At 56.7% G+C, this 12,577-nt stretch carries 10 protein-coding genes; 5 read left to right on the top strand and 5 right to left on the bottom strand.

The genetic code is table 11. The annotated features are described in order from the left end of the window. Nucleotides 1-56: 56 nt before the first annotated feature. Nucleotides 57-803 carry an FRG domain-containing protein gene (locus ACIX9_RS15520; RefSeq protein ID WP_013581443.1) on the bottom strand — a complete coding sequence of 249 codons (747 nt, stop codon included), beginning with the start codon at nucleotides 801-803 and terminating at the stop codon, nucleotides 57-59. Nucleotides 804-943: 140 nt separating this feature from the next. Here ACIX9_RS15520 and ACIX9_RS15525 point away from each other — a divergent pair, with 140 nt between their 5' ends. Beyond that, the gene (locus ACIX9_RS15525; RefSeq protein WP_013581444.1) at nucleotides 944-2,383 is read left to right on the top strand and encodes an FRG domain-containing protein; all 1,440 of its coding nucleotides are present in this window, start codon (nucleotides 944-946) and stop codon (nucleotides 2,381-2,383) included. Between the two features lie 280 nt (nucleotides 2,384-2,663). Here ACIX9_RS15525 and ACIX9_RS15530 read toward each other — a convergent pair whose 3' ends face one another. The 3 genes from ACIX9_RS15530 to ACIX9_RS15540 all read right to left on the bottom strand — a co-directional run bounded on the left by ACIX9_RS15530 (nucleotide 2,664) and on the right by ACIX9_RS15540 (nucleotide 5,742). Further along, nucleotides 2,664-4,352, bottom strand: coding sequence for a ParB/RepB/Spo0J family partition protein (locus ACIX9_RS15530; RefSeq protein WP_013581445.1), 1,689 nt, complete (start codon nucleotides 4,350-4,352; stop codon nucleotides 2,664-2,666). An 86-nt stretch (nucleotides 4,353-4,438) separates the two neighbouring features. After that, a complete protein-coding gene (locus ACIX9_RS15535) occupies nucleotides 4,439-4,846 on the bottom strand; it encodes a DUF6908 domain-containing protein (protein ID WP_013581446.1) in 408 nt (135 codons plus the stop codon). Continuing rightward, nucleotides 4,846-5,742, bottom strand: a complete 897-nt coding sequence (locus ACIX9_RS15540) for an ArdC family protein (protein ID WP_013581447.1) — start codon at nucleotides 5,740-5,742, stop codon at nucleotides 4,846-4,848. The genes ACIX9_RS15535 and ACIX9_RS15540 overlap by 1 nt, the downstream gene beginning before the upstream one ends. Nucleotides 5,743-6,473: 731 nt before the next feature. Between ACIX9_RS15540 and ACIX9_RS15545 the strand changes: the two genes are divergently transcribed. The 4 genes from ACIX9_RS15545 to ACIX9_RS15560 all read left to right on the top strand — a co-directional run bounded on the left by ACIX9_RS15545 (nucleotide 6,474) and on the right by ACIX9_RS15560 (nucleotide 11,054). Further along, complete coding sequence (locus ACIX9_RS15545) at nucleotides 6,474-6,746, top strand: hypothetical protein (RefSeq protein WP_041597148.1); 273 nt, start codon at nucleotides 6,474-6,476, stop codon at nucleotides 6,744-6,746. A 120-nt stretch (nucleotides 6,747-6,866) separates the two neighbouring features. After that, nucleotides 6,867-7,946: a malate dehydrogenase gene (locus tag ACIX9_RS15550; RefSeq protein ID WP_013581449.1), complete on the top strand. Its 1,080-nt coding sequence runs from the start codon at nucleotides 6,867-6,869 to the stop codon at nucleotides 7,944-7,946. 765 nt (nucleotides 7,947-8,711) lie between these two features. Beyond that, entirely contained in the window at nucleotides 8,712-9,206 is a 495-nt protein-coding gene (locus tag ACIX9_RS25920) for a hypothetical protein (RefSeq protein WP_157477609.1), read from the top strand. Between the two features lie 198 nt (nucleotides 9,207-9,404). Next, nucleotides 9,405-11,054 (top strand): tetratricopeptide repeat protein, encoded by a 1,650-nt coding sequence (locus ACIX9_RS15560; protein ID WP_013581451.1) that lies wholly within the window; start codon nucleotides 9,405-9,407, stop codon nucleotides 11,052-11,054. A gap of 780 nt (nucleotides 11,055-11,834) precedes the next feature. On the opposite strand, the gene ACIX9_RS15570 is transcribed toward ACIX9_RS15560, so the two are convergent. Next, nucleotides 11,835-12,125, bottom strand: a complete 291-nt coding sequence (locus ACIX9_RS15570; RefSeq protein WP_013581452.1) for a hypothetical protein — start codon at nucleotides 12,123-12,125, stop codon at nucleotides 11,835-11,837. Nucleotides 12,126-12,577: the final 452 nt, after the last annotated feature.

Consider the following 12,577-nt stretch of genomic DNA (forward strand, 5'->3'; position numbering starts at 1 on the left):
TCCGCGGGTAGTCCTGTTGGTTCTCGTAAAGGCCAGTCATCTCGGAATCTGGTCGATCAGCGTTCGAGTCCAGACGTGTTTGCGAGATAGTCTGCAAGCCCTGCTAAGTCGGGAAATACAGAGAACATGTTGAGATTGGAGAGTTCTAAAAACTCAAGACAAGCAGGAATGAGTGCATTCGGAATCACTACCTTCTTGATAGCGGTGGGGAAGGCATCTTCAAGGGGGTCGATCTTGTCGTGATGTACCGTGAACATCCCTCGTTGCGCAAGCATCCGGTCGTTACTGAAGAGTGGCTCGATTGCAATGGGCGCAATCGGCGCAAACGGGTTGTGGTCCCAATAGATCTTACGGTAATCGAACTTGGCCTCATCTCGCGGCACGTGGTAAATGCTCGATATACCGCTCAAGCGGTTGAGCGCAATGGGATCAAGCAGATAGATCGCAGCGTCAGCCGACGGATGGTGGCTCTGATTGTAGGTAGCCGCAAAGAAGAGCGCGACGCCGAACGTTTCCGACCAATCGAGCAGCCTGGTAGGCACGCCATAGTGCTGCATGTCGAAGAGCGTCTCCCAGTCACTTTCTTTCCGTCGAAGGATGCGATCTGAAAATCGTTTGAAATCGCCGAAGAGCTGTTGCTCTTTATCCAGGCCGTTCTTGTATCTCAGAAGGCTTGCAAGCAAATAGAACTTCGAGTTGGGGTGACCGCGATACCAGAGCGTCTCGGGAGCTCCCAGTTGGTTCTTTGCTTCTCGAATTTGTCCGAGGAAATCGGTCCAGAGTGAAGAGGTGATATCGACCAAGGTAAACCTCCAATGCCGCCGTTGTGCTCGTGCCATCATAACGGGCGGCGTGCGCGATCTGTATTCGTCAACAGCTAGTATGCGGCGTATCAGCACTCGCTCGCCGTATCCTAAGATACGGTCGAGCGGAGACAATCCCGATGGCAAAATCCGATTTATCAAACCCTTCCATGGAAGCGGGTGAGAACGCTGCAGAAACCTTGGCACCGATGCGGAATCTCCTCGGCCATGTGAGTACGCTCGCGGAGCTCGAAACTCTGGTCGAGGGATTCCGCAAGGAACATCCCGAAGAGATGCTCCTTTTCCGGGGGCAGACGACTTGTTATCCGACCGTGCGGTCTGGACTCTCTCGACCGAAAGCACGCTATCAGCCTGATGTGGAGCAGGGGTTGGGTGCCATTATCGGCGGCATCCTCGGACATGACTCGGTTTCCATTCGCAACGTGCCATTCCGGCGGGCTGTGCTTCAGCATTACAGCGTGCAAACGCATTACATTGATCTGACTTCGGATATGGGCGTTGCCGCGTGGTTTGCCACGAGTACGCTCCGACCGCGCCGTGTTATCTACGCAGGCGCCCCTCTCCGCACCCTCGATCAGTCCTCGTACGAACGCCGTACGGAAGGGCTCGGCTACGTACTCCTGTTTGCCATTCCGAATGCTGACGAGTTGATCGCGAATCAGCGGCTGTTCGACATCTCAAACCTGGAGCCATTTCTACGTCCGGCGAGACAGAAAGCTTGGCTGATGTCAGATAGAGCGCCGCTACTGCCTGATCCGAATGACTTCTGGGCGGCGACGATCACGGTTGATTGTGGTCATTTTCAATCGGCTCTCTCGATGCAGCAACTCTTTCCGCCACCGGCTGAGGACAAAGGATATGCACGGTTGACGGATATCCCCTTTGTGGAGATACCGGATGAGTGGATGCGCAAAGAAGAGGAGCCACGCTCAGAAAAGAAGCTCAAGATCGACTTTGGGATGCGTGCTCTACCTGTGCCGGAGTACACGGCCCGCACCGACAAAGACGAGTTCGATCACAAGTGGTCCGACCGCACTTTATCCGAAGCGAAGCCGATGCAGATGTGGCCAGCCTGGAACTTCGAGCTGATAGATGAGATTTCCTCCATTTCTGGAAACGTCGCAAATGCGACGAAGCTCACTCTGTCACCTCGCGCGCAAAGGATCTTGCATGATCCGGGGCATAACATTCCGCTGCGATGGCCGAACCTTGGCACCGACGAACTGCTCTTCACCTTCGCGCAATTTGGGCATGACAAGGTATGCGATATCGAGTATCCGTATCATGGCGTTTGGCTGCATCGGGACAAAGAGCTTGTGATCGAGCATCCGATGACGGCAGACGAAGATGTCATGAACGTACACGCCGGGCATGTCTTCGAGTTCATCGGCCAAGACTTGCAGCGTCACGACATAGGGACATCCTGCAAGTGCGGTGAGCCGGAGGGGCACGAGGCTCGGGTTCGGGCGATGCTGCGACTGTCTGCACTGGTCGAGATTGAGGTGCTGAGTATGATTCCGCACCCGCTGAATTTTTCTAACTGGTACTTTGTGCTGTAACCAAGCGAGAACATCGCCAGGGTGCAGGGCCAACCGCCACTCTGATGAGAGCAGTCGTGAGTGAAGAGGCGATTAGACGCGCTCTTGCACTTTCAAGCGCCGCAGGCAGCAAAGGGGGATCGTGCAGGAAGGGGGAACGTCTTCCTGCCGCGCAGCCGGCGAACGGGGCCGGTCACAGCGGGAAGAGAGTCTGGGAGAAACCGAAGGGGTGTCTCCCAGCGCAATTTACGCGTAAACACAAAGCGGCCTCGGACGAATCCGAGGCCGCAATATTTGGAAACTACGCTGCTCTTTGAGACTCGGCGGATTTCTTGACTTTGACTGACTTCATGGCCGATGCCTTGACCAGCGAAGAGGGCGAAGACGGCGTCTTCTTCGGCTTGGCTGGCTTGGGAGCGAAGAGGGCTTCGGCTTCGCTCAGTGTGTCGTTTTGACCTTCGCGAGGAATTTCAAGGTTGTCCGCTAGGACAAGACGCAGGGCGAAGCTAATGAGCTTGTCGTCCGCCGTGTTGGCGAGCGCGGCCAGCACGACCTCATCGTCACCCTGTTCCGTGTCCTCCTCTCCGCTTGCGAAGTGGTGAGCGACCTCTTCGTGGAGTTGATAAGCCATGTTTTCGACGATCAGACGCAAGAACAGACGAAGCTGTTCCTGGCTGAAAGACGTTGGCGCGGTCTCAACGATGCGCTCGAAGGTCGCAGCCCGCGCCTTGCGCAGTTTCTCGCGGCGGGCTTGCTCGGCTTCGTACTCCTTCTGTTGACGTTCGAACTCGGCCTTGCGCTCGTCTTCCTTGCGCTGTTGTTCTGCCTTGTATTCCGCCATGCGCTGTTCGTGTTCGGCCTTTCTCTGTGCGGCTTCTTCCTCCGTCTCCTGTTCCGGCGCTTCTGCCATGACCGGGGGCGGCTCCACGTCTTCTTCTTCGGTGTGGTGCGCTTGGTTGGTATGCACTGGGCATTCGGCGTCAAGGCAGACCGTGACCGTGCGCCCAACGTTCTTGCCAAACACGATGATGGCAGCCTTCGCGCTTGGGCATGGCGGCTCCGTGTCCGGGTTATCCGGTTCCGCAAGTTCGCGGTACTGATTCTTGTTGAGGGTGCCGGGGCGCTGTTCCTTGGAAGAGCGCCACGCGGTTTCGATCTGCACTAACTCAGGCCGCGCTGCAACTTCGCGGTCGATGTGCGCTGTCACCTTGGCTTGAAAGCAGGCACCATCCAAACACTGGTCACCCTGCACGTCCGCAAATAGACTCGTGTTGAAGCCGCTGCCACGGGGACAGGCGACGCAAGCCCCGGCCTCTGGTTTCAGGGTCGTGTCTTCGCGGTCAAACGGTGCTTCCGCAAGGTTGAGGTAGAGATTGGACTGAATCCACGCGCTGAGGTGTTTGGCTGGAAGCAGGTGCGCTTCCTTGTCCTGCCAGTCTTTGCGCCAGCAGTTCTCGAACGCATCGGCCTGATGCTCCTGCGGTAGACGGGCGATGAGGTTGGCATGGCTGGCGGTGATGCGCTCCTCCACGAACGCCTCGGCCACCTTGGGAATGAGTTGCAAGAGACTGAGCCTCGCATAGATGTGACTCGTACTCTTGCCCGACTTCTCGACAAGAGCAGCCACGTCGTAGCCCGGAACGTCGAGCAATCGTTGAAAGCCCTGCGCCTCCTCGTACGGGTGAATGTCGACACGCTGCGAGTTCTCGACCAATTGCCACTCGACGGCCTCGGCGTCGTTCAGCTCCTTGATGTGGGCGGGAACGGAGAACTCCTCAGCCAAGAGCGAGGTGCGGTAACGCCTTGCTCCAGCGACCACTTCAAAGCCGTTTTCCTTGGGGCGAACGACGATGGGCTGAATCAGGCCGTGATGTTTGATGGAGGCCGCAAGCTCCTCCAACTTGACTTGGTCGAACGTCTGGCGTGGGTTGGTCTTGGACTCGAAAATCTGGTCGATGGCGATGTATTGAAACGGGCTGCTGTCTTGCATGAGGGTGCCCTCCTTTGGGCTGTTTAGGTTGGGGTCGTGAAGCGCACACGCTGCCCTGTATCCGCTCCGTAGGCGGGAAACTTGGGTTAGGGGCGCTGCCGCTCGAAAGCTTCTAAAAAGCGCTGTTCTCGAAGGTTCTTGTTCCAAAGCTTGGCGAACTTCTCGTGCTGGTCGTGGAGTTCAGAGTTGTGGACATACATGCCGCACTGAATGAAACGACTCCATTGCTCGACGGCAACGTAGTCATTGCGCCAGTAGTAGGGGTTAAGGTGCGCTCCCCCGGCGAGTCCGAGCTCGAAACACATCTCGGGGTCACGCATCGCGTCGCCGTTCTGTTCCCCGTAGTGGCAAACAGAGAGTGCGGGGAGACCGCACGGTCCGGACTCGTCCACGGCTTCAATGACTAAGGCCATATAGGGCGGGTTCTCGATGTGCAGATGGAGGCCGTGGTTCCAGCCTCCGGCTGTTTTGAGGATGCGAAGGATGGTGTCCATCACGCAGCCTCCTGCAGTTCCGGCTCTTCCTCCTGCTGCTGTGGTGTCTCCTCGCTGGCTACGGCTGGTTCCAAAGCCCCAAGGATGACGCTGGCGGTCTGCTGAATGACTTCCAAGCTCTCGGCCAAGAGCGAGGCGTTGCCGTGGTAAAGCTGGATGTAGTCAGCGGAAGCGGTTCTGTTCACGAGGCCAACGGCTTTGCCGACCACAAAGGCCACGGCTTCGGCCTCTGTCTCTCGCACGGTCTTGGTGGTCGCGGTGCGACGTTCGGCCTTATGCAACATCTCATGCGCGGTTTCGTGAACGAGGGTCGAAAACTCTTCGGCCTTGCTCTGTCCGGGAAGAATGGCGATGCGTCCGCCGTAGCTCATGCCGAGCGCGGGGGCAATCTTCGGGTTGTAGACAAGCTGGATGCCCTGGCCCTTGATGAAAGCGGCAAGGCGCTCAATGTTCTCGCCGGGGTCGCCAGAAACTTCGTGCATCGCCGGAAGGTCAACACCGTTGGTCTGCGAGATATCGAAGACGTATGCATTACGGAATCCAACCAGTACACGCTCATTCTGTTTGGTGATGTCCTTCTGGGCTTCCTCGCCCTTCTTGCGGCGAACGCCGACGATGGGGGCAAGAATGCGGATGCCCTTGGCTCCTGCGTTGACGCTGCGGCCAAGGTTTTTCCATGCCCAGAAACCAGCCACGCGTGTCGCGGTAGGCATCTGCCGCGCGATCTCCAGAACGTTGCCGAAGCTGTAGCTGTGGAAACGGCTCATGGCGGTGAGGTAATCGGTGAGGGCTTCGGAGTGTCCTGCCTCTAACTGCTCATTCAAGAGCTTGACGTTGGCGGCGATGAGTTCCTGCTTGGTGGTGGGCTTCTTGCTGTCGATGGCGGTGGTGGTCATGGTGTCTCTCCTTTGCGGTTGCTGTTGCCGTTGCAGGTCCGCGTTGAAACGCGGCATGTACATGCCGAACGCCACCTGGCGAAGGCGGGGGTAGCAAGGCGCAAGGGGAGGGGTATCTCCCATCCTTGGAGGGGAGCCAAAGGCGGAACGGAAAGGACGAGCGGAGCGAAGGTCTGCACAAGCGCAGCGCGGAAGACTGGGGAAACCCCTTGCGCCGCGCGATTGGGGCAGAGCCCCTTAGCGAGGTTTGGTTACCGCATCCGTGCGCGCCAGCGCACAAGACATGTCAGGGTGGGCGTTGCGGGCGGGAACGGCCCGCTGAGGAGGGTGGCGGAGGACGCGTCAGCGGCTAGAGACAGGGAGGACACCTCCTCCCACAGAGGAAGATCGTCACTGCGTTTTGATACATCCAGATGCTCCGCAAAGCGAGCTATGTATCACCTCTACGAAGCGAGTGGCGACTACCCCGATGTGGTGTTTTGAAGCGCCTAGACGAAAAATGTGGGAACACATGCGGAAAAGCATTGTCCTCGTCTCAGGCGGGAAAGATTTGGGTGATCCGCGAGCCATCAACTTGCTTCGCACCTAGCCCTTTGAACTTTGGGAACGTCGGGTGGCGCGGGGTGTTCGAGATGTTGCGATTGCGTTTTGCTGGTTGAGGACTTCTATCAAATCCGGTAAGAGGCTGCTCGGCGGAGACCGCCCGCGGCTGGGATCACATTGCTGACGCGATGAAAATGCACGGCCGTAAGATTCGCTACATTAGCGTCGATGTCGTCCGCCAGAGGACTTCGAAACGCGACGTGGAGATCCCGCGACTTTCTTCGACCTATAGGAGCGTCGAGCTCGCGCTGGAGAATCTCGATTCGTTGCTAGATGACGGAATCATGCCGGAGGTAAGCGCCATCGGAACCGTGAAGGATGGGTACGGGGTCCAAGCCGTTCAGAACCTTGCAAATCCCTTGCTTGAAACCGACGCGAAGTTAATGACGACGAGATCCTAAGGTCCCATCGGACAGCCTTGAGCAGGAACAGACACGAAGAAACACCTTTGTGCACGCATCAAGTCGAGGCATGCATTCTCATTAGGCAGTGAGCACGCATTGAAGAAAAGGAGGAGTGGGTTGGCACTCAGCATAGCGATCGTCGGGGCCGGGGGAGCCGTCGGTTCCGCCCTACTCATGCACCTGCTGAAGAGTTCGACTCTGCAGGCAGGTGACGAAGTAGTTCTCCTCGGTCGTGGCACACCGGAAAGCAGCGGACGACTCTTTGCGATCCGCATGGATCTGCTAGATGCCTTCGACGAGTCTGCGATTCGTATATCAGTTTGCGAATCGATCGGAGACTTAAAGGCTGATGTTGTTATCATCGCTGCCGGCTACACCATTTCCCCTTCGCGTCGGACACGGCGAGACCTCGCCGCATCCAATCAGCCGCTCTTCCAGTCTTTAGCTGCGAAGCTAAGCCGAACTGTTCCCAACGCCTTATTCCTAATTGTCAGCAATCCTGTTGAGTTAGCGGTCGGGATCTTTGCAGCGCACATGGAACCGCAGCGAGTCATCGGAATCGGAGCGCAACAAGATTCGTTGCGCTTTGCTCGGGCGATTGCGTCCCAAATTGGAGTGCATCGTTCCAAGGTGAGGGCCAGTGTTCTAGGTGAACATGGCCAGGCAATGGTTCCCTTGTGGAGTTCCGTTCATCTGACTCTGGACGAGCCGGAGACCGCATCGCGGCTAGCTGCACTCATAGAACGCTTCGAGAACAGCGACACGCGAAGCGAGGTCAATCGAACTCGAGACACACTCGAAAGCCTTCTGGCCGACCACCAGCTCGCGGCAGCTTATGAAGTCATGGAGCACGTATCACCTAGTACCCGAATCATGCTCGAGCCGTTCATCACGCATTCACAAATACATTCAACTCCAAACGCTACCGCAAACGCGACTCTAGAGATTCTCGGCGCTGCGCTTATGGCAGATGGGCGTCGAGTGCACGGTCAAGTGCAACTGCATGGTCAGTTCCAAGGTATTAAGGGAGTCTGCGGAGTTCCTCTTGAAGTGCGACTTACAGGTTGGCAAGTGAGTTCGCAGTTGCGGCTCACCGCCTCCGAAATTGCCGATCTACACGCGGCCGCTGAGGCGATTGAAGTGGCAATACAGGAATCTAGAAAGACAGAGTGCGAACTTCTCACTCACAAACGGTAAACAGTGAAAAAGAACTCATCGAAGAATTCTATTCCGGTGCGCCTCTTGGGGTGCATGGAGGAATACGTTTGGCTGCTTGAGCAGCATTCAACTCGTATGGCAATCGTCTGCGCCGAGGTTGAAGGCTCAACCACTCTAGCGGATTGGCAGCACGCGCTGCGGTTGTTAGAAATGAAGTACGATGTCCTCTCCACGCGCGTTAAGGCATCGGACGGCGTTCGGCCCTTCTTTTGCAAAGCTGAGGCCGAAGGTATCCCCTTGCATCACCGGCCACTGACACCGACGTCAGACATTTTGACGGAGTGCAGGGAAGTTATGAAGACGGGTTTCGGGGACGGCGGCGGGCCCCCTCTGCGCGTGACACTGCTTCTCGGAGCAAACAGGGCCGCAGCCATATTCTCCGGGCACCACGCCTTCTTCGATGGCATCGGTTTGATGAACCTGATCCGAGACACTCTCTCATTTCTTACGACTAACAATGAACCCTCCACACAAGAGCAGAGCCCTTCTGTGGATATGCTCGTCGGTCTTGATGTAGGTTCCGACTTCCTACCTCGAAACGACGGGAGTACCGAGTCCAGAACCGCCCCCTCAGATGTGAAGTCAGCTTCTGTTACTTCAGACGTACCCCAGATAGGGCGAATCGAGCTCTCCACTGAGCTTACGAGAGCGATAGTGGTGCGAGCTCGCGAGCATGACACCACCGCAAACGGAGTGATCATGGCATCCGCCCTCTCGGTAGGACGGGCCATAGGAGAGCCGTGGATGAAGAACAACGTGACATGCGTTGTACCGGTGAATGTTCGCCCCCTGTTCCATCGAGAACAAGCCGAGGGTATCGTTTTCGGGCAAAAGCGATTTGTCTTTAACCTGCTGCGGCCGCCTGAATTTTGGGACATCGCTCGCTCCGTCAGTACGGGGGTAAAAGAAGTTCGAACACGAGCCGGTCTCTTGGCAAACCTCCAGCCTCTTCATGACTTTCTAGCGAGTCAGCGGACTGTTGAGGAAGCCGTAGCTCTTGCAAGCGCTCACACCCACGACCTGATGATTTCCAACTTTGGAACTTTCGAGGAACCTACCCAGTTCGGACAAGTTCGGCTGCGATCGTTGATCCCGGTAGTCAATAGCGGCGACGAGAACACGCAAACGCTCATGGTCGCAACAACTGCGGATATCATGACCATCGTTCTGGTGAGCCCGAACCCACTTCCAGGGTATCTCGAGAACCTGCAGTCGCATTTGATAAAGACGTGTTTGTAGCTTCGCTAGCACGCACGTATCAAGGTCCGACCGCTCGAAGTTTTCCGGTTCACTTCTGAAGGTGATGTGAATATTCTGCTGGCCTAAGTGTTCCTACGGCTAGTCCTAACAAGTAAGGGGAGAAAGCAGCATGAGTTCAGGTATTCGAGCGGTAATTGATCAAACGTATGGCGCAAGGAAAGCAAGGGCGGTAGCTGAATGACGATCCGATCCCTTGCACTGTACGCTTGCATCGCCGCTATTCCATGTGTTTCGCTGGCACAGCAGCAGCACCACCATAGCGGCGAAGGCATTTCGCAAGAAGCTCTAGTGAAAGTCGGTACGGTTCACTTTCCGATCTCATGCAGCGCGCATGTTCAGATTCCGTTTGAACGTGGTGTCGCTATGCTTCACTCCTTCTGGTACGAAGAGGCTCGGAAGCAGTTTGCTGCTGTAGCCTCCTCGGATCCCTCCTGCGCCATGGCACAATGGGGTCTTGCTATGACCGAATGGCGCCCGTTTTGGGACGGCATGCCCGAGGAAAGGCGGAAGGCTGGTATCGAAGAGATTGACAAAGCGGCATCGCTTGACCCCAAGACCGACCGTGAACGCCGCTACATCGCCGCATTACGCGATTATTTGCATTCGGACCCCACGCAAAACGTTGTCGCTGTCCGCAAATATGCGGACGCTATGGGCGAACTTCACACAGCGGATCCGAGCGACGTGGAAGCGTTTGCTTTTTACGGTCTGGGTCTCTCGGCAGCGGCCTCCCTGGATCCAAAGGATCCAATTGCTTCCGATCGCGAGGCCTTGGCCGTACTAATGCCGGGATTCAAAGCACACCCCGACCACCCCGGATTCGCACACTACATCATTCATACCTGCGATAACCCTCAACTTGCCCGGGAGGCGCTGCCCGCTGCCGAGAAGTATGCGGCAATCGCTCCCGCATCGGCACATGCCCTCCACATGCCTGGCCATATTTTCGCGCGGCTCGGTATGTGGAAGGAAGACATCGCGGTCAATCGCGCTTCAGTACGAGCTTCTGAACTGGCCGCGAAAGAGCACCTCGATGGAGTCTCCCATGAGATGCACGCGTATGAGTTCTTGCTTTATGCCTATCTGCAAGAGGGCGACGACACGCATGCACGAGAGATTGTTCAGGATGTCAGCCCGATGATTCGGCATCTGGCAGCGATACCGGGAATCCAGAATGACGGGATGTACCTGTTCACCTCTTACATGCAGGTTGAATTTCCCTCCATCTACCATCTGGAGCGCCACGAGTGGAATGACGTGCTGGCGATTGCCGAACCAGCGCATCCACTGGTGTCCTCGCGATATTTTCTTTTCTGGGCTCAGGCCATTGCTGCGGGCCATCTGCGCGATGCCAGCGCGGCTGATCAGGCCCTCGCGAATGCGCAATCGATCTACAAGGCCGTCGCCGCTGAGGGGTCGCCGATCTCGGCGGAGATCCATGCAACGTTCCTGACGATGAAGGCATGGCAAGACTACGCGCATCATCGCGATGCGGAAGCTCTTGCGCAGCTCTCGGCATCGGCTGACGAGCAGGATCGGGTAGGCCAAGCCGAAGTGGACATCCCGGCGCGCGAGATGTATGCAGACATGCTGCTTGCAGATGGGCGCCCTGCTGAGGCCTTGAATGAATATAAGATCGCCTTGCATTTGAGTCCTAATCGTTTCAACGGCCTAGCTGGCGCAGCCCGAGCTGCAGCAGAGGTTGGTCATCTGGACGAGGCTCGCACTTTCTATGGCTCGCTACTGCGCCTCACCGACGATGGACACGCGTCAGGCCGACCCGAAGTCAGTCGAGCGAAAGCATTCCTTAATCAGCAAGACAAATGACTTGGTTAAGCGTCGCAGCACGCTTCAATGAATGGCTGGTTCGTTGGATCCTTGGTCGTAGCTTACATAAGCTACGGACCAAGATGCTTTTACAAAGCGGCTCAGCATCTCCGCCGATCGCACTCGCTCGACGATCGGTGTCCACCTTCTGCCGAAGGTGCTAGCAAGACTCCCGTCACCCGCGCTCGCGGACTCGAAGGCCGGCTCGCCGTTCGAGAAGCTAGGAGCTGACAAATCAAGAGCGCGCTCTATGCGTTGCAGGTATAGGCAAAGCTGCTCGATCATTCCCTGCCGGATAAAGCTTTGCGAAACGATTTAGCTGACGGACTGGCGTTTGCCGCATGCTAACTAAGAGTTTCCCGACTCCGAAAGACAGGTGATGCAGGATGTTGCCGCACAATAATCAGAGCCTAATGGCTCGTCGTCTACCGCGACTAAAGCTCTCGATAGTGGGTGCAGCCTGCCCAAAGCGACATGCGCCACGAGGTCATGGAGGTACTCGGAAACCACCTCACAACGGCCCCGGCCGCAGTCTTGGCAGGGCGTCGGACAGCGTCCTCCGAGGCCTTCGCCAAAGAGAACGATCTTCACCGCCAAGCGACATGGAATACCGCCCGCGCCAGCGCGGTCTGGTTTGCCTCTACTTCTGCAGCAAAGTCTTGTTTCTTCATTATCGTGTCACTTCGTCCTCTCTCGGTAGAACTGTTCTGTTATCCACTGCGTAGCAGCACTTACATGCGACCGCACCGATCAGCCGGGTGCCGCACGTTGACATTCACTTCAGATTCGCGCGCTGCCAATAATGACGGTCATGCGGCACGTGCACAGGTGATGATCGGGGTCTGTGCAACCGAACAACATGACAGAGATCGCTGCGCAAATCTGTTTAGCTTGATGTTCCACAACTCTCCTAACGGCGCGGCGGCCGTTGTTTGCCCTGCGAGGATAGGCATTCTGCTTCCCTAGAAACACCGATCCGATCTCGGACAGGCTCAACCCGTAGCCAGCCGTTCTGGTGCATCCTGGCAGCAGATAGGCCGCTGCCACGACGATGATGACGATCTCACACATGCGTACCTCCTTCGGGCTCTACGCCAGCTGACACAACCTTAAGCCTGCCTTCGGCTCATCTGCTGCTACCGCGATTGGAACGCCGCAAGAAGGAGGATGCGTGCTCAATGCTGCGGGACCGTGTCCATACATCTGCAAGAACCCCGAGAGATTGGAACAAGCGTGGCAGTGTAGATCGGATCCCATTCCTGACGCCAAGTGCACCTCGCTTCTCCCTTGGCTCTCTTGGAGCCAATGTCCGCTGGCCGAATCCACGTTTGCAGTTGCGGTTGGCCCCAGTTTCTGCTGCTTGCTCTGAATCCTCTGTGGCTCCTTCTCTACATTCGGAATAGAAACAGATACATCGCAGGAAGATTGGGCACGCTCCTACTGATAGCCAGACGTCCATAGGAAACAGCTCTTGCGCGAGCTTTACGGCTTCGATGTGGCTAGACGATCCAGCTGCCAAGCCG

It is taken from the genome of Granulicella tundricola MP5ACTX9, assembly GCF_000178975.2.
GTDB lineage: Bacteria > Acidobacteriota > Terriglobia > Terriglobales > Acidobacteriaceae > Edaphobacter > Edaphobacter tundricola.